Below are 18,207 nucleotides of genomic sequence, written 5' to 3'. Positions count from 1 at the left end.
TCGCTTATGCAGGTTGAGCGATGGCTGACTGGTCTTGTTCTGTGTGTTTCATGGACATTGCCAACAACACCGTGGAAAGCAGGCAGCTGGCAGTGAGCAACATAAAGCCGCCATCCCAACCAAAATGGTCAACGGTATAACCGAGCATGGCATTAGCGGCGACTGCACCACCAAGATAACCAAACAAACCGGTCAGGCCCGCTGCGGTTCCAGCCGCTTTTTTGGGCACCAGCTCCAATGCGTACAAACCAATCAACATCACCGGGCCGTAAATCAGGAAGCCAATGGCAATCAGTGCCAACATATCAATGGTTGGGTTGCCCGCCGGGTTGAACCAGTAAACCAGAACAGCCACGGTAACCAGTAACATAAAGACGATGCCTGCCGGTGCACGTTTGCCGTTGAACACCTTGTCTGAAATCCAGCCGCACAGCAGCGTGCCGGGAATTCCTGCCCACTCATACAGGAAGTAAGCCCAGGAAGACTTGTCGACGGAAAAGCCTTTGGCTTCGGACAGATAAGTTGGAGCCCAGTCCAGAACGCCGTAACGGATCAGATAGATAAAGGCGTTGGCAATGGCAATATACCAGAGCAACTTGTTGCGGAAGACAAACTTGAAGAAGATCTCTTTGGCGCTCAGCTCTTCTTCATGACTCTTGTCGTAATTTTCCGGGTAGTCATCTCGGTATTCTTCAATAGAAGGCAGGCCGCAAGACTGGGGTGTATCTTTCATCACCAGCAATACAAACGCAGCCACCAACATGGCCCCTGCGGCAGGGACATAAAAAGCAGAGTGCCAGTCGTCGCTAAACAGAAACATTCCCAGCAGGAATAGTGGGCCAATCAGCCCTCCCCCCACGTTGTGAGCAACATTCCATACGGAAACAAGGCCACCGCGTTCTGTTTTAGACCACCAGTGCACCATTGTTCTGCCACAGGCAGGCCAGCCCATGCCCTGAAACCAGCCATTGAGAAACAGTAGGATAAACATCGCGGCAATGCTGCCGGTTGCCCATGGCATAAAGCCCAGGGTAAACATGGTCAAGGATGACATGATTAGACCCGTGGCTAGGAAAAAGCGTGGATTTGAGCGATCCGACACGCTGCCCATCAGGAATTTGGACAGCCCATAGGCAATAGACACTGCCGACAGAGCCACACCAAGATCGCCACGACTGTAACCCATCTCATTGATCAAAAAGGGCATCGCCAGAGAAAAGTTTTTTCGAACCAGATAGTAGCCGGCATAACCGATAAAAATCCCCATGAAAATCTGCCAACGCAGTTTTTTATAGTTGCCGTCCACTTGGTCAGGCGCCATAGCGGGCTGATGGGCTGCTGGCTTGAAAATTCCGATCATAGTGTCTCCATAAAAAGGGGCATGAAGCACTGGGGGTGACCTTTTTATGTCTGGTCAAAAATACCTCACCCGGTGCCAAGGGGTAGCAAATGATAGAGACATAATGTTCATTTTCAATTGATATAGGACAATAATTGAACAAAAAAGCTCATGATTGACGTATATCAATCTTCGTTTTCGATCTTGAACTTACACTTTTGCTCACAAAACAACACCGTCCATTTGGGGACTATGTGAAGAAATGTGCAACTCTCGCCATCAGTCTGATTCTGGCATCGGGTACTTTGCAAGCCAGTAGTAAAGTGGTGATCGCCCATCGTGGAGCCAGTGGTTATCTGCCGGAACACTCGTTGGCGGCAAAGTCTGCGGCTTATTTTATGGGGGCAGACTACATTGAGCAGGACGTAGTAATGACCCGTGATGACCAGTTGGTGGTGCTCCATGACCACTACCTGGATCGGGTGACCAATGTGGCTAAACAATACCCGGAGCGATTTCGGATGGAAAATGGCAAGAAGCGCTGGTTTGCCATTGACTTTGATCTGACTGAAATTCAGGGATTGAAAATGACAGAGGGCTTCACCCTGACATCCAATGAATTCTCCAAAGCCAGCACTAAAGCGATTTTTCCAGAGCGCTTCCCAATATGGAAATCCTCGTTTCATGTGCACACGCTGGCCGAAGAGATTGAACTGATTCAAGGATTAAACCATTCGACAGGACGAAATATTGGTATTTACCCGGAGATTAAGGCTCCCTGGTTCCATCGTCATGAAGGTAAGGATATTTCCACCGCTGTTCTTAAAACCCTTAAGCAGTATGGTTATACCAGTCAGCAGGATAAAGTGTATCTGCAATGCTTTGATCCTAATGAGACCAGACGGATTGCCAAAGAGCTGATGCCGGCGATGGGGATGCACTTAAAAATCGTGCAGCTCATGGCAGAAACCAGCTGGAACGAAACCATGGTGTACAAGGGGGATCAGGCTGCTCCCTACAACTACGACTGGATGTTTAAGCCTGGAGCGATGGAACAAATAGCACAATACGCCGATGGTATCGGGCCATGGAAGCCTTTTTTAGTGGATAATGCATCCACTAAAAAGAACATCGTTGTCACACCAATGATCAAAGCAGCTAAACAGGCTGGGCTGGAGGTGCATCCTTACACATTCAGAGCCGATCAGGGACGTATTCCAACCTACGCAGATGGCTTTGAAGATATGTTGGATATTTTCCTGAACCGAGTCGGTGTGGATGGGGTGTTCACTGATTTTCCGGATCGGGCAGTGCAGTTTATTCAGCGGTCTGGCAGTGAAAAAAACAGATCCTGACAGCCAGCTGTGGGGCTTGATCACTCATTACAGGCAGTCCATGGGTATATCAACCAGGAGGGCTGCTTGCGACCATTTCAAGCCAGCCCCAGGAGCCTGAAAATACAGATGACTGGGGTGAGTACATGGCAATAGTCGAAGAGTCACTATGAACACCTGCAATTGAAGTGGATCAAATGCCCATTTTGAGCCACTTTTAATACCGTGCTGGTGAGTCTTCTCTCCCTTTCGTGGCACCCTCTGGGGTAGCGGGCATCGTCTTTCAGCTGTGGGCAGGCAAGGTTCAATGGGAGCGCAGGTGAAATTTTTCAGTCAGGCGATGGGCCTGATGATTGTTTTTACAAGTTATTGCCTCGCCCAGAGCCAACACGACAGTGTTTTCAGTCACCAGCTCTCCAAGAAAAGAAAGACGAAGACACACCACTAAGCGACAGCTGAAAACCAGTACTGAAAAAGCCAGACTACCCAACGCAATCCACCAGTGACTGGCAGCGGGGCATAAGCAAACCTGAATGATCAGGGAGATGCTGCCAGAGAGTCATGTTTCCTTAATGGTTGATTAACAATATATTGTTAATTATTTTTTGTTGACAACTGTCTTACACGTTCTTGCTAGTTGTTCCCGGATTACTGCTGTAGAGTAGAAAAAATAGCACCCTGTTTTTGTACGACACGAAAGGGTGACTCAGACAGAAAGGCTGATCATTTGTTCTTTGGTCAGCCACTAATGAGTGTCTGTTTGAGTATGACAGCAGTATTCAGAGGACTTAAAATATGGTCATTTTTTCCAAAAACAAAATACTGGCACTGACCGCAGGCTGTCTGATCTCAACGGTGATGATGGCTGCTTCTGTACCTGAAGGCGAACAAAAGGCTTCCGGCGAGCAGAGCCCCAGCGAACAGAAAGCCTCTTATGCTTCAACCAGACCGGAGGTTGAAGCGTTTATTAAAGACCTGGTCAAGAACGAACAGTTTTCCAGAAAAGAAGTGGAAGCCTTACTGGGTAAGGCTCAGAAGTCTGAAAGGGTGCTTGAGCTGATCAGTCGTCCAGCTGAAAAAAGGCTGGAATGGAAAGATTACCGCAAGATTTTCATGACCGACCAGCGTGTGAATGAGGGCGTCGATTTCTGGCTGGCTCATGCAGAAACACTGGCAGAGGCTGAAAAAGAGTACGGTGTTCCAGCGCCGATTATTGTCGCTATTATTGGTGTAGAAACTTACTATGGTCGCCTGACTGGTGGTTTTAAAGTACTGGATGCCCTGTCCACACTGAGTTTTGACTACCCACCACGCAGCACCTTTTTTACCCGGCAGTTGAAAGAGTTCCTGATTCTGGTTCGTGAGCAGAAGCTTGACCCCCATGAGCTGACCGGCTCTTATGCGGGTGCCATGGGCATTCCACAGTTTATGCCATCGAGCTACAGGGCTTATGCTGTAGACTTTACCGGTGACGGGCAGTCTAATATCTGGAAACAGGAAGAGGACGCCATTGGCAGTGTTGCCAATTACCTTAAAGAGAATGGCTGGAGAGCGGGTAAACCCATTGCCAGTAAAGCGAAGGTTCAGGGTACAAAATATGAGCAGGCCATTGGTAAAACGGTGAGACCGGCTAAAACCCTGAAGCAGCTGGAAACTGCCGGCTGGAAGCCTGTGAGCGTGCTGCCATCTGCGACCAAAGCGGTTGCCATGTCGTTCGAAGGTGAGAAAGGAACTGAATACTGGCTGGGAATGGAGAATTTCCGGGTCATAACCACGTATAATCGCAGTAAGCTTTATGCGATGGCGGTTCACCAGTTGGCAAAAGAAGTCAATACTGGCTATAAGACGACCGTACAAAAGAAAAAAACAGAACCCACAGTGGCGAATAAGTCTTGAAAAATTAGTCCTGAAAAATAAGTTACGCGGTTTATGCATTCTACAACAACATTTAGACAGGTCGGTTTTGCCGGCCTGATCACTTTATTCATTTCAGGCTGTGCCGGGGTTTCCCAGAAAGATGGAGCGCCTGCTAACCCCAGAGATGTCGGTGATATTCCCGATGCGATTCCGGTGGTACATCAGGGAGCCATTAAAAATTCCTCATATATGCATGAGGGGGTTGTCTATGAGCCGATGATGTCAGCCAATGAATACTCAGAAGAGGGCATCGCCTCCTGGTATGGCACCAAGTTTCATGGCAAGCAGACAGCGAATGGAGAAGTCTACGACCTGTATGGAATGACGGCTGCCCATAAGACCCTGCCATTGCCGTCCTACGTGAAAGTCACCAACAAGACGAATAACCGTTCTGTGGTTTTACGGGTGAATGACCGGGGGCCGTTTGTTGATGACCGGATTATCGATCTCTCTTTTGCCGCAGCGAAAAAGCTGGGCTTTGCGGATGAAGGCATTACGGAGGTTCTGGTTGAAGGCATTGATGTTGGTGCTTTCGCAGACGCCGATATTGAAGGTGAGCATCAGGAAGTGTTTTTGCAGATGGCTGCCTTTAGCAATTACCATAATGCCCAGTTAATGCGGCGACAGTTGTCAGCGTCGACCGACACTCCGGTCAGGATTGTTAAAAACGACAGTGAAGATGAACCTCTTTACAAGGTGAGAATTGGCCCGATTCAAACCCCGGATCATATGGAAATTTTGCTGGATACACTTGAAGCCGGGCAGTTTGACCCACCGTATCTGGTTTACGAAAATGTTGCACAATAACCTATTACTTTTAACTGGCAGGCGTGATTATAATATCCTGCTATTTAATTTTTCAGAGCTGTTTCTTAATGAGTAAAAGAAAACACCCTGTCCGGCGTCTGGCCGGGCTGGTCACGATGATGTTTTGTCTGGGGACGGGTATTGCCCGGGCTCAGGCTTCTGCATTTATTCCTGCAGCCCCGAAACTGGCCTCCGAAAGCTATATCCTGATGGATGCCGACAGTGGTGAAATCCTGGCTGCCGAAAAAATCGACGAGCCAATGCACCCGGCCAGTCTAACCAAAATGATGACGGCCTATATTGGTGAAACTGAAGTGGCTGAGGGCAATATTGGTCGTCAGGATAAGGTTCTGGTGAGCGAAAAAGCCTGGCGGATGGGTGGCTCAACCATGTTTATCGAAGTGGGTGACCGGGTTCCGGTGGAAGAGTTGCTGAAAGGTATCATCATTGTGTCCGGTAACGATGCCAGCGTGGCACTGGCTGAACACATCGCTGGTAGCGAAGAGGGTTTCGCCCAGATGATGAACGGCACGGCTCGCAAGCTTGGAATGGTGAACACTCATTATGTGAACTCTTCCGGCTGGCCAGCAGAGGACCATTACTCAACAGCCCGCGACCTGGCGATTCTGTCCAGGCACATTATTCAGGATTACCCGGAATACTATAGTCTGTATGCTCAGAAGTATTATCAGTATGGTGTGAACAAGCGTACTGGTGAACCTCTGCGTCGCCAGGCGAACCGTAACCGCCTGCTGTGGACCAACCCGAGTGTGGACGGTCTGAAAACTGGCCACATTGCGGCAACAGGCTATCATCTGGCAGCCACTGCACATCGCGACGGGCGTCGTATGATCACCGTTATCATGGGGGCTGACAGCGAGAAGCAGCGAGCAGAAGAAGCCCAGAAACTTTTGACTTATGGTTTCCGCTTCTTCGAAAACGTCGATATCAAGCGTGGCGGTCAGCCGCTGGAATCTGTTCGTATCTGGAAAGGTGCTGACGATGCAGTGAACGTCATGGTCGAGAAAGACCTGATTGTGACTGTACCTCGTGGCACAGGCAAAGAACTGACCGCAGTGATGAAACTGGACCCTGCTATCGAAGCCCCGATTACCCGTGGTCAGCAACTGGGTAGCCTGAAGGTGATGCGTGGCGAAGAAGTCGTGAAAGAAGTGCCGCTGCTGGCACAGCGTTCGGTCGAGCGTGGCAGTATCTTCAAGGTCATCTGGGATAGTATCGTAATGTTTTTTAGCAGCCTGTTTTAAGCAGCGCTGCTGGCTGTAATGAAGCCCTGTTTCCCCTATGGGCTTCATCATTTGTTTAGAATTTGTGAAAAGTAATGGCTGAACAGCAACCCCAACCCCCTAAAATTGAATTTCCCAGTGACTATGAAATCCGCATTATGGGTAATGCCGCTCCGGATTTTAAAGATGTCTGTGTTGAAATTGTCAAAAAGCATGCGGCTGACTACGACGGTAACTGCCGCGTTAAACCAAGCCGTGCCGGTAACTTCGAGTCTGTGATGGTAAAAATTATCGCTACTGGTGAAGACCAGCTGCGAGCCATTTTTGAAGACCTGAAAGCAACCGGGCGGGTTAAAATGGTGCTTTGATGCCAGTGGCTGAGGGGGAAGCCGACATTATGGGCGCGGACGCAGTTGGTCAGGTGTTGCCACTGAATGTCAGAATGCTTGGCAGGCAGGCTTATGAGCCTGTCTGGCAGGCGATGAAAACATTTACTGAAACCCGGGACGAAACCACCGTTGATGAACTCTGGTTTGTGGAGCATGACCCTGTGTTTACCCAGGGACAGGCAGGTAAAGCTGAGCATGTTCTGAATCCGGGAGCCATTCCGGTGATTCAGGTTGACCGGGGAGGCCAGGTGACTTACCACGGACCGGGTCAACTGGTAGTCTATCTTTTACTGGACGTTAAACGTTTACAGAAAGGTCCGAGAGCCATTGTTTCAGGGATAGAGCAGGCGGTTATCAACGTTATTCAGGCCTATGGGATTGAAGCCTGCGCCCGGCCAGAAGCTCCGGGGGTGTATATTCAGGGGGCTAAAATAGCGGCTCTGGGGCTTCGATTCCGTAAACAGCGATCTTACCATGGATTAAGTTTTAACCTTGATATGGATCTTGAACCTTTTGGTCGGATAAACCCCTGTGGCTACGAAGGGCTGGAAGTGACTCAACTGGTTGATTATGTTGAGAATTTTGACAAACAGGATGTCGCAGACAAGCTATTGCTCAGTCTTATGGAAGAACTGGGTTACTGTCGTATAAAAGAAACAGGTCAGGGATTACCCTGACCTTGAACGAATAGATCAAATCTGGAGTAGGAAATGTCGGGTCATACAACATCAACAGGCAGCGGGCTGATTCCTACAGTACAGGTTGAACCTGCAGTCAAAATAGAAAGCGGTACCAAGTTTGTTAACGATCATGGTATCACTGCCATCAAAAATGGTATTAAAGCTAGTCATCACGATCCGGCACCGGTGATGCGCAAACCGGAATGGTTACGTATCAAGGCGCAATACGGCACTGAATTTAAAAAAGTAAAAAGCACTGTTCACAAGCACAAGCTCAGCACCGTGTGTGAAGAAGCCATGTGTCCGAACATTAATGAGTGCTGGAGTTCTGGTACGGCGACCATCATGTTGATGGGCGATGTCTGTACCCGGGCCTGCAAGTTTTGTGCAGTGAATACCGGCAACCCTAAAGGCTGGCTGGATAAGGACGAGCCGGAACATACCGCCAACAGCGTTAAGCTGATGAACCTGAAATACCTGGTACTGACCTCGGTTAACCGGGATGACCTGGAAGACGGGGGCGCACGCCATTATGCGGAAGTGGTGCGCAGGGTCAAAGCTGAAAATCCGGCCACTGATGTCGAAGTGCTGACACCGGATTTTATGGGGGTGATGGCTGACGTTGAGAAAGTGATGGACAGTGGTATATCGGTCTTTGCCCAGAACGTTGAAACCGTTAAACGCCTTACCCATCCGGTTCGTGATCCACGAGCCAGCTACGAACAGACGCTTGCAGTGCTTGAACACGCCAAGCAATACCGTCCCGATATTCTTACCAAAACCAGCCTGATGCTGGGGCTGGGTGAGACCGATGAAGAAATTGGCGAAACCATGGATGACCTGCGGGCGATTGGTGTGGATATCATTACCTTCGGTCAGTACCTGCAGCCAACCAGAAACCATTTGCCGATTGAACGCTATGTCACACCGGAACAGTTTGAACAGTACCGTCAGTGGGGGCTGGAAAAAGGCTTTCTGGAGGTGGTTTCGGGTGCGCTGGTACGTTCAAGTTATCGTGCTGAGCAGGTGTTGCAGAAGAACAACGTTGGCTTGTAATGGGTTATTACAGATCAGTTACTTTCAGTTCTTCTGACCTGTTTTTTGCGTCCGATGATTCCAGGGGAGACACATCATATAGAATTCCGGGCAAGTTGCGGGAATCTGGCAAGCCAGGAGTGCTGCAGACTTGATCCGGGTCTGTAATGTTATTCGGAAGGGGTTTGTTCTCCCGTTTTTGAGTTGGATTTTAGAATGCCGGAGAAAAGATAGTATCTTTGGTTACTTCCAATTTTTCTGACGTGTCTTCTGCGTCTGATGGTTGTGAGGACACTCTGCGTAGAGCAACTGGGAAGTCGAAATCTGATAAGCCAAGAGCATGGCGGGCTTGATACTCACTTGCAATGCTATCCGGAAGGTAGGCTCGAAAAATTATCTCACGATTCCCATGAGCAAATAAAGAATTTGGTGGACTTGATCCCGTTAAAGAGACTAACTGCATGGGGTTTACCGATAGTAGTGTGTTGTTAGTAAATTCCAGAAGCCTTTCTAAGTTTGACACCCACTGCTCACCGGTTAAAGAGAATGTTAATTCCCATTCGTCTAATAGTTCCTGAATTGAGGAAGGCTGTTCAGTGGTTATCTGACTGGTGTAACCTGATGATGCTTCCCGGCTGGCACCATTGCAGGCCCAACACACAACTAAAGACTCCTGCGCTCGTCCATAGGTTTGCCTGCGCAAACGGTACAGGATAGTCGCCAGCAGGTGATACATATCATTATTGCTGACTTCTATAGTCTCTGTCACATTGGGTGGTAATGTTGGCAGAGGTTGAAGTATGTAGGTCCCTTCTTCTACAGTGCCGATTGGAAATGCTCCACTTATTCTTCGCGGTATCTGTTCAGGAACTTGTTCGGGCTGCCTCAGCCTCCACGCCCTCCCCCATTCAGTTATTGCGGGTGCGAAGCTGGAGGCAGGATTAACTGAACAGTGATAAAAGGGTTGAGGTAAATTTACTTCAAGAAGGTGATTAGACAGATGCTTCAGGGGATTTTTCGATCTCACATAAAAGACAGAGGTTTTACCTGGAACGGTTATTTGCATCTTGTAAAAATAATCCTTTGCCAACAGGGTGCCACTGCAAAATTCTAATAAAATAAAAAGGCATAAATGTATTGGGAGAATTCTCGAGCTCATGAGGAGTTTGTCTTCCCACTTTTTGGGTTGGATTTTAGAATGCCCGAGAAATAATAGTATCAATTGTAGAATTGTAAATTTTTAGAGCGTTTTGTGCTGGATAATCTGGCTACAAACATTCTGTTACAGTAGTTCCAAAATAAATCCGGTATCATTTACGGTCAGCAGGGTAGATGCATATCTTTGCCTGTCCATTTTGTTCATGCTGTTTGTAGCTCAGGGCTGTTTGTAGCTCAGGGCTGTTTGTAGCTCAGGGCTGTTTGTAGCTCAGGGCTGTTTTAAAGCTTATGGAAGGCTGGTTCGGCTTGAGCCGTTGTGAGTGAGATCGTTTTTCATCTGCCCCTGACAGGGTGATGAAAAATATTTTTGATTAAATTGTGAGCCATGTTTCTAAATCCATACTTTACCGAACTCGATAACAATAAGTTTTCTTTCAGCCGACAGCAGTCCAGCGATTTTGCTAAATACGTGGCGAATGACTTCAACCCGATACATGATGTCGAGGCAAAAAAGTTCTGCGTGCCTGGCGACCTGCTGTTTGCCAAAATCCTGACCAGTCAGGGGCTGTATGAGACGATGGACGTCAGCTTTAATGGTATGGTCGGTGGTGAAACTGAACTGTTGATTGCTTCTGAAGGTGATGGGCAGCTGGTCATTGTGGACGACAATGACAAACAGTATTTAAGTATCCGTCACGGTGAGGAGTGTTCCCGGGATCAGGCTCTGATTGAGCAACTGATTCGCAGTTATGTGGCCTTTTCCGGCAAGAACTTTCCCCATGTACTGGTGCCATTGATGAAAGACAACAATGTCATGATTAATGCCGCCCGCCCGCTGGTAATGTACGAAAGCATGTCGGTACAGCTGGATCGTCTGAACCTGACCAACCTGACCCTGGAGTCTACAGACAGTCATCTGGAAGTGTCTGGCAAACGGGGGAAGGTGACCCTGTACTTTGCTTTTAAAGACAATGGTGAGCTGGTCGGTAAAGGCAAAAAGACCATGCTGCTTTCCGGTTTGCGCGAATATGAGCAGACTTGTGTTGACCAGCTGATTACGACTTATTCAGAACGTAAACAGCAATTTGCTGCCTGATGACCAGCTCCCGCTGAAAGGTAGCGGTTTCTCCGCTGCCTTCAACCCCCTCCTTTTTTTCGTACATTACAACAGATAAGAGAGTCTATACTGCCTCGTCTTGCCCATCAGGAACTTATTAAAACAATATTTTGGATATACGTTGCCTGATTAAAACCCGGATTCTGATTATTAGGGAGAGGCTATGAAGTTTCTGTTTTCAGGTGTGTTGTTCTGGTTTCTGATAGCCTTTTACCATTCAGCTCTGGCAAACCAATGTGACGAAATTATTATAAACATTAATGGATCGCCACGATTAATGATGGCGCACAGCAGCTCAGGGCTCATGATGCGTCGTATCCGGCAAGACGGTCACAACAATGAGCAGCAGGCTTCTGGTTCCTCTACGGCGACTATCAATAATGAGCCGGTGATTAACCCTGAAGCGGAGCTGACTATTAATGGACTGGGAGGGTTTACGATTAACAGTCTCTTGAGTTTTATTGAAGCAATTGGTGATAGGACAGTTTATATAACAAGTCTCCAAAATCAGCGCGTTGCATACAGTGTCGTCTCCTCGCAAGATGGGGGGAGAAGTTTTTACTGGCTAGAAGATGGAAACAGGATCACGCTTAGCTATTGGAATCAGTTGTTTTCTAATCCGGAGTCGTTCCTTGGCAGTTCTCAGGCTGCAGAAGATGGACCGGAATCATTTTATCAGAATGCGCCTGAGGTCAGCAGTTTTGATAACCGGGAAGTTTTTCTGGTCAACCCTTTAACTCTGTTTTTTAACGGGCAGTGGTTAGAGCGGTTCACTCAGTTTCTTCTGGGCTCTAACCCAACTATACCGTCGTATCATCTTCCATTGGGAATTCTATACTTTCGAACAGGCTGGACGGTGCATCTGCCTGAGAACAACATCGTGTATTCGGTTATGCAGGTGGGAAGGGTTCTGTATTTGAACATTACAAATACTGAACCGGGACGCTTGCAGACAGTTAATCCGGGTGATGACAATACAATGCTATCCGCTTCATGCGTGTTCCGTGAAACGGCTTTTTGAAAGGGCAGGTATGAAAGCACAGGTATACAGACAACAGTGGTTGACTGTCCACTGTCGCCTGATGGTTTAACTCAGCGAATCTCGGTCAGAACGTCTTCCATCGGGAAGCGGGCTTTGATTGCCCGGTCAGGCTGATTGAAGTCTTCCGGGTCTCTATGTCCAATGGCAACCATGGCAACGCTGGTCAGGCCTTTTTCATTAAGCCCCATCAGTTGATCCATCTCTTCAGGATGGAAACCCTCAATCGGACAAGAGTCCAGGTCCAGCAGGGCTGCTGACATCAGCAGTTGTCCCAGAGGCAGATAAACCTGATGTTTGACCCAGTTGGTGCGTTCAGCCGGTTCCATACTGTTGAGGTAGTTGTTCAGGTAGGCAAGGCGTTGTTCGTTTACGGGCTGGTTGCGAACGTCGGCGGTTAGCTCTTCCACTTTTTTTACATCGTCCAGTGTGAAGTCTGTTTTGGCTGCAAAAATAAAAATATGGGATGCCGAGGTCATTTTACCTTTGTTGCTGTCCCAGCAAACGTCTACCAGCTTCTGACGATACTCAGCATTGCTGATAACAAAGAAATGCCAGGGCTGGCTGTTGATGGAAGAGGGAGCCAGTCGCAGGGTTTCCTTGAGAATTTCGATCTTTTCTTCATCCGCTGCTTTAGCCGGGTCAAAGACCTTGGTGCTGTAGCGGCTGGCAAGCAGTTTAACAATATCAACGGTCATTAATGGCTCCTGCAATGGACGTTGGTGTATTTCTGTAATGTGTGTTGTACAGAGGGTTTGACGGAAAATCCATACTCTTTACCGCTTTTTGATATACTTCGGTGTCCTCATGGAGGAGAGTACGCATCTAAAGCAATAAGCTGCGGTCAGAAGCTGAGAGGTTTCTGGAAGAACAACAGGAAGAATACCAAGAAGTAAAAGAGCAGGAAGGACTGTAACCATGCCCGCATACCGTTCAAGAACCTCGACCCATGGTCGCAATATGGCTGGAGCCCGCTCCCTGTGGCGTGCAACGGGTATGAAAGACGATGATTTCAACAAACCGATTATTGCGGTGGCGAATTCCTTTACCCAGTTTGTGCCAGGGCATGTACACCTGAAAGATATGGGGCAGCTGGTGGCAAGGGAGATCGAAAAACACGGTGGTGTTGCCAAAGAGTTCAATTCCATTGCCATAGATGACGGTATTGCCATGGGGCACGACGGGATGCTGTACTCCCTGCCCAGTCGTGACCTGATTGCCGACTCAGTGGAATATATGGTCAATGCCCATACTGCGGATGCCCTTGTCTGCATCTCTAACTGCGACAAAATCACCCCGGGAATGCTTAATGCCGCGCTGAGGCTGAATATCCCGGTGATTTTTGTTTCTGGTGGTCCGATGGAAGCAGGTAAAACAAAGCTGGCTAACCATGGTCTGGATCTTGTGGATGCCATGGTCATTGCGGCATCGGATGCCAGTGATGAAAAAGTCGCTGAATATGAACGCTCTGCCTGCCCTACCTGTGGTTCCTGTTCCGGCATGTTTACCGCCAACTCCATGAACTGTCTGACCGAAGCCCTGGGCCTGTCACTGCCGGGGAATGGATCAATGCTGGCGACCCATGCTGATCGACGACAGCTATTTGAGGAAGCTGGTCGCCGTATTGTTGAGATCACCAGACGTTATTACGAGCAGGATGACGAGAGTGTTCTGCCACGCAGTGTTGCCAGTTATCAGGCATTTGAAAATGCCATGAGCCTGGACATTGCCATGGGAGGCTCTACCAACACGATTCTGCATCTGCTGGCAGCCGCTCAGGAAGGCCAGGTGGATTTCACGATGAAAGACATTGATGCGTTGTCCCGCAAGGTGCCTCAGTTGTGTAAAGTCGCTCCCAATACCCCGAAGTATCATATGGAAGATGTACATCGGGCGGGTGGTGTCATGGGGATTCTTGGCGAACTGGATCGAGCCGGTTTGCTGAACAACGAACTGCCTACGGTTCATAGCGATTCTCTGGCTGAAGCTTTGAATAAGTGGGATATCAAACGCACTTCAGATGAACACGTTAAGTCCTTCTATCGCGCCGGTCCTGCCGGTATTCGCACGACAGAAGCCTTTAGTCAGGCAACCCGCTGGGACACGTTGGATGATGATCGTGAAAATGGCTGTATTCGCAGTCTGGACAATGCTTTCAGTCTGGAAGGTGGTCTTGCCGTTCTGACCGGTAATATAGCCGTGGATGGCTGTGTGGTGAAAACCTCGGGTGTAGACGACAGTATTCTTGTGTTTGAAGGCCCTGCCCATATTTGTGAAAGTCAGGAAGATGCGGTTAACGATGTTTTGGAAGGGCGGGTTAAAGCAGGCGACGTTGTTATTGTTCGCTACGAAGGACCTAAAGGTGGGCCGGGTATGCAGGAAATGCTGTATCCAACCAGCTACCTGAAATCCAGAGGACTGGGTCGGGAATGTGCATTGCTGACGGATGGGCGCTTCTCCGGTGGCACTTCCGGTTTATCCATCGGGCATGCTTCTCCTGAGGCGGCAGCCGGTGGAGCCATTGGGCTGGTGGAGCAGGGCGATACGATTCGTATTGATATCCCGAATCGCACTATTGATGTACTGGTGTCTGATGACGTATTGACGCAGCGTCGTCAGGATATGGACGCTAAGGGGAAAGCTGGCTGGAAGCCTTTGAAGGATCGCCCCCGTAAGGTCTCTGCTGCCCTTAAAGCTTATGCGGCCATGGTGACCAGTGCGGACAAAGGTGCTGTCAGGGATGTTTCGGCGCTGGACTGAGGCCTGACATTTCCATACTTCCTTTGGTTAAGTTAGAAGTTTATTAAAGCAAGTGGGATTTGATGAGAGCAGTTTTTTGTATGTTCCTGTTTATACCTTTTTCGCTGTTTCTGACCGACACTGTTCTGGCTGAGGATTCTGATGAAAATGGCCGGGCATTTGTTATTATTCAGGCAGATGAAAGTAGAGAAAAAGTTTATATCGTAGGTAGCCTTATTATTAGTGACTTGCATGGGAGGATGGAGCTGAGATTATTTCGCAGGTATTCTGACTCTGTTTACTTTTTTTACCGGGATGAACAGTTGAACGTAACTTTCATGTGTACGGAAAACTGTGAGGATGTAAATAAACGAGCTCTTGAATACAGTGGCGTTCCTCTTGATTGCCCCTCAACTGCTACTTTAAGAAGACGTTTTTTAGAGACAGTGTCTGATATAGGGTCATTTTTAAGATGGCCAACTGGCCAGTACACATTATCGTTATCCGATCCGCTCGAAAAACGTCCAGGTTCAATTGGATACAGAGTCGATAACAGCGTTATTATGTGGGGGAGGGATCCATGTAGTTCAGACTTTTCTCAGGCAGGCGGTTTGTACCTGAGGGCAACGCCTTCGAACACGAAACCGCCTCTGGTAACCAATTATTTTTATGCTTCGGAGAATACTATTCTCTATGTGTTTGAGCTTGCTTTAATGGCTTTCATCCTGCCGGTTCAGTTTAATGTCATTACAGAGGAACTACGGGATAGTCGTACCTATTTTTTTGTTCATTCACTGACCAGAGGAAATGTTGATGCTCTCCGTCAGGATGCTGGCAATCTGGCTGAGGCACTGACTTTGGACGAACAAGCCTCTCCCGGTGGTTATCCTCCCTTGACATGCAAGGACTTTGATAATAACAGGAAAAATGAATCTGACAGTGGTGCCGGATGTTCAGCTCAATGGTAAAAAGTAGCTTCCGGGTCACAAGAAGGCAGATATCGGAAACGGTTGTGGGTGTATGAGGCGTCACAAGTTATGAACCAGCAACAGCAGGATGAGGCCGGGGCAGACAATACGCGTGTACCATGGCCAGATCTTCCAGAAGAGACTGTTTTGCAGGTCTGGAAACCCCTGGCTGAGTTCGGTCAGTAAACGATCCTGTCGAATAACCCAGCTGCCATAGATCGCAATCATAAAACAGAGCATGGGCTGCATGTACTGGGTGGCGACTTTCACCGCCATGCCGAGCAATGTATCAATATGAAGAATAATCACGATGGAAATCGCTGCGGTCAGGGTCGACAGCAACCAGCATGCATGGCGACGGACGAATGACAGCCTTTCGACCATGGCGGCTACCACAGGCTCCATCATGGAAATGGACGAGGTGAGGGCAGCTATGGCAAGGAGCAGGAAAAAGGCTGCAGCCACAAATTGCCCTGTTATGCCGAGCTGATCAAACAGGGTCGGGAGAACGTTAAACACCAGTTTTTCGGCACTGTATAGTTCGCCACTGGCATTGAATATCTCTACGCCCTGATGCATGGCGGCATACATGCAGGGAATGATCAGCATGCCTGCGAGGAAGGCTACAGAACTGTCTACCAGTGTCACCTGAAACGCCGTTTTGGGCAGATTGACCTTTCTGTTCAGGTAAGAGCCGTAAACCATCATACAGCCGGTACCCAGAGACATGGAGAAAAAAGACTGCCCCAGTGCGCTGATCAGCAATTTGTCGTCGAGAATGCGGGAAAAATCGGGTAACAGGTAAACGCTCAGACCTTCCATTCCACCGGGTCGTGTCAGGGCAAACACAATCAGCACTGCCAGCAGTACAAACAGGGAAGGCATAAGACGATTGCACCAGCGTTCAATACCATTTTTAACGCCTTCTGTGACAATCAGGGTGGTCAGACCCATAAACAACAGGGTGACAGCGATGGTACTCAGAGAGGAGAAACCTGACAGCCACTGCCCTGCACTGGCAAAGCCTGTCAGACTGGCAATTGGAGCCAGAGAGAAACCAATAAACCAGCCCCCCACTATGCTGTAAAAACTGTAAATGAGGGTCATGGTTAACAGGCCGGCAATGGCAGTTCCCGCACCAATACAACGTAAAGCGGGGTTGGCGCTCAATGATGCCATGGCGGAGATATTATTGCTTTGCCGGTAGCGGCCTATGTTGAGTTCCGCGACCAGTGTGGGGTAGGCAAGAATGAATGAAAAGCAAAGATAAACCAGCGTGAAAGCTGCACCGCCATTTTCGGCAGTCTGGATTGGAAAGCTCCAGATATTCCCAACACCCACGGCACAACCGGCCGCTGCGGTAATAAAACCGATACGGGAACTGAACTGACCCCGCCCGACTGTTTCGGGCTTATTGCTGTTGGGGGCGTCATTGCAGTTTGTCATTGTTCTGGACAAGGTACTTACTCCGGACACTGGCGTAGACGTTGAAGGCTGCACTAAGACCCTTTTCTGCCAAGACCCGAATACTATAGCAGTCCCTGTCAGTGGGCAGGCCGGATAAAGAGCAATGGCATGCCTTTTTCCAGAACGTAGGGGTAGGCAATGGTCCTGTTATTGTCCCCGGTACCGACTTCATCCGGCGCAAGGTAAAAGTAAACCCAGCCCGGCAATCTGGCACTGAGCTTCTGGTAGAAGACATTTTCACTGATGCTTTTCATGCCTTCGCCCTGACTAATCGCCAGTCTTGGGTAATTGTCATTGTCGTGAGAGGCAAAGAACCAGGAGGGCTGTCCGGCAATACTGTAATAGGAGAAGAATGGTGCCTGACTGACAGCCTCGGGTTCCGGTACGTAAAGGCTTAAGACACAGTTAAGGCGGGCGAAGCTGCAGGCGCCTCCGGGTTGCTCCAGATACCACTGTTTGAAATGCAGCTCGTCCAGTTCAAAGGGCTTTTTAAATGCCTGACTCCTGTAACCCATTTCTTCGAGAATGGCCAGCGAAGCCCGACTGAGCATGACTTCCATTTTCTCTCTGGCTTTGCTTTCATCATCCGCCATTTCATCGGGCATCCAGGCAAACAGTCGGTGTTCGCTGTAGTGGCTGGCTCCGGGTACTGTCCAGCCCCAGTAAAAACGTTCAAAAGCACCATAAGGTCGAATATTTACACCGACAACACCACTACCACTGCCGTAAGCAGGGTGGGAGATATTGCCGAGTTTGTGTTCTTGCAGATTACCTTCTTTGTCATAGGCTCCGACGGGCAGTTGCTGATCGTGCATCTGTTTATGCATGCCAGCGCTATGAACCATATTCTTGGCTTTTGACCACTCTTCGTTATAGGTAGGTGATTTTTCAAACTGTAAGGCGCAGCCCGTCATCATCATTGTGGCTACGACCAGCAGGTATCGGATTGTCATGTCCTTATCTCCTGAGCGCTT

General features: G+C 48.8%; 16 protein-coding genes. 11 read left to right on the top strand and 5 right to left on the bottom strand.

What is annotated here, in order from left to right; translation table 11 throughout:
• Window positions 1–4 precede the first annotated feature (4 nt).
• Window positions 5–1,360 carry a glycerol-3-phosphate transporter gene (glpT, locus tag NX722_RS17670; protein WP_262564170.1) on the bottom strand — a complete coding sequence of 452 codons (1,356 nt, stop codon included), beginning with the start codon at window positions 1,358–1,360 and terminating at the stop codon, window positions 5–7.
• Between the two features lie 233 nt (window positions 1,361–1,593).
• Here glpT and glpQ point away from each other — a divergent pair, with 233 nt between their 5' ends.
• The 7 genes from glpQ to lipA all read left to right on the top strand — a co-directional run bounded on the left by glpQ (window position 1,594) and on the right by lipA (window position 8,766).
• A complete protein-coding gene (gene glpQ / locus NX722_RS17665; RefSeq protein ID WP_262564168.1) occupies window positions 1,594–2,694 on the top strand; it encodes a glycerophosphodiester phosphodiesterase in 1,101 nt (366 codons plus the stop codon).
• Between the two features lie 774 nt (window positions 2,695–3,468).
• A complete protein-coding gene (mltB, locus tag NX722_RS17660; RefSeq protein WP_262564167.1) occupies window positions 3,469–4,569 on the top strand; it encodes a lytic murein transglycosylase B in 1,101 nt (366 codons plus the stop codon).
• A 33-nt stretch (window positions 4,570–4,602) separates the two neighbouring features.
• Entirely contained in the window at window positions 4,603–5,397 is a 795-nt protein-coding gene (locus NX722_RS17655; protein ID WP_322740938.1) for a septal ring lytic transglycosylase RlpA family protein, read from the top strand.
• 68 nt (window positions 5,398–5,465) lie between these two features.
• Window positions 5,466–6,662, top strand: a complete 1,197-nt coding sequence (locus NX722_RS17650) for a D-alanyl-D-alanine carboxypeptidase family protein (RefSeq protein WP_262564166.1) — start codon at window positions 5,466–5,468, stop codon at window positions 6,660–6,662.
• A gap of 74 nt (window positions 6,663–6,736) precedes the next feature.
• The gene (locus tag NX722_RS17645) at window positions 6,737–7,009 is read left to right on the top strand and encodes an HP0495 family protein (RefSeq protein WP_262564165.1); all 273 of its coding nucleotides are present in this window, start codon (window positions 6,737–6,739) and stop codon (window positions 7,007–7,009) included.
• Entirely contained in the window at window positions 7,009–7,707 is a 699-nt protein-coding gene (lipB, locus tag NX722_RS17640; protein WP_262564164.1) for a lipoyl(octanoyl) transferase LipB, read from the top strand. Before NX722_RS17645 ends, lipB begins: the two co-directional genes overlap by 1 nt.
• Before the next feature lie 33 nt (window positions 7,708–7,740).
• A complete protein-coding gene (gene lipA, locus NX722_RS17635) occupies window positions 7,741–8,766 on the top strand; it encodes a lipoyl synthase (RefSeq protein ID WP_262564163.1) in 1,026 nt (341 codons plus the stop codon).
• A 190-nt stretch (window positions 8,767–8,956) separates the two neighbouring features.
• Here lipA and NX722_RS17630 read toward each other — a convergent pair whose 3' ends face one another.
• Complete coding sequence (locus tag NX722_RS17630) at window positions 8,957–9,835, bottom strand: hypothetical protein (RefSeq protein WP_262564161.1); 879 nt, start codon at window positions 9,833–9,835, stop codon at window positions 8,957–8,959.
• A 453-nt stretch (window positions 9,836–10,288) separates the two neighbouring features.
• On the opposite strand from NX722_RS17630, the gene NX722_RS17625 reads away from it, so the two are divergent.
• Together NX722_RS17625 and NX722_RS17620 are read left to right on the top strand one after the other, a co-directional pair.
• Window positions 10,289–10,999, top strand: coding sequence for a DUF3581 domain-containing protein (locus NX722_RS17625; protein WP_262564160.1), 711 nt, complete (start codon window positions 10,289–10,291; stop codon window positions 10,997–10,999).
• A 184-nt stretch (window positions 11,000–11,183) separates the two neighbouring features.
• The gene (locus NX722_RS17620) at window positions 11,184–12,041 is read left to right on the top strand and encodes a hypothetical protein (RefSeq protein WP_262564159.1); all 858 of its coding nucleotides are present in this window, start codon (window positions 11,184–11,186) and stop codon (window positions 12,039–12,041) included.
• Window positions 12,042–12,112: 71 nt separating this feature from the next.
• Here the strand turns inward: NX722_RS17620 and NX722_RS17615 are convergent, their stop codons facing one another.
• Window positions 12,113–12,757: a nitroreductase family protein gene (locus tag NX722_RS17615; RefSeq protein WP_262564158.1), complete on the bottom strand. Its 645-nt coding sequence runs from the start codon at window positions 12,755–12,757 to the stop codon at window positions 12,113–12,115.
• Window positions 12,758–12,977: 220 nt separating this feature from the next.
• Between NX722_RS17615 and ilvD the strand changes: the two genes are divergently transcribed.
• Both ilvD and NX722_RS17605 read left to right on the top strand, forming a co-directional pair.
• Entirely contained in the window at window positions 12,978–14,819 is a 1,842-nt protein-coding gene (ilvD, locus tag NX722_RS17610) for a dihydroxy-acid dehydratase (RefSeq protein ID WP_262564156.1), read from the top strand.
• A gap of 80 nt (window positions 14,820–14,899) precedes the next feature.
• Window positions 14,900–15,766, top strand: a complete 867-nt coding sequence (locus NX722_RS17605) for a hypothetical protein (RefSeq protein ID WP_262564155.1) — start codon at window positions 14,900–14,902, stop codon at window positions 15,764–15,766.
• Window positions 15,767–15,826: 60 nt separating this feature from the next.
• Here NX722_RS17605 and NX722_RS17600 read toward each other — a convergent pair whose 3' ends face one another.
• Window positions 15,827–17,224: a sodium-dependent transporter gene (locus tag NX722_RS17600; protein ID WP_262564154.1), complete on the bottom strand. Its 1,398-nt coding sequence runs from the start codon at window positions 17,222–17,224 to the stop codon at window positions 15,827–15,829.
• A gap of 86 nt (window positions 17,225–17,310) precedes the next feature.
• The gene (locus NX722_RS17595) at window positions 17,311–18,186 is read right to left on the bottom strand and encodes a hypothetical protein (protein ID WP_262564153.1); all 876 of its coding nucleotides are present in this window, start codon (window positions 18,184–18,186) and stop codon (window positions 17,311–17,313) included.
• Between the last annotated feature and the right edge of the window lie 21 nt (window positions 18,187–18,207).

This window comes from Endozoicomonas gorgoniicola, assembly GCF_025562715.2.
GTDB classification, from domain to species: domain Bacteria; phylum Pseudomonadota; class Gammaproteobacteria; order Pseudomonadales; family Endozoicomonadaceae; genus Endozoicomonas_A; species Endozoicomonas_A gorgoniicola.
This window is presented reverse-complemented; position numbering and strand designations above follow the sequence as displayed.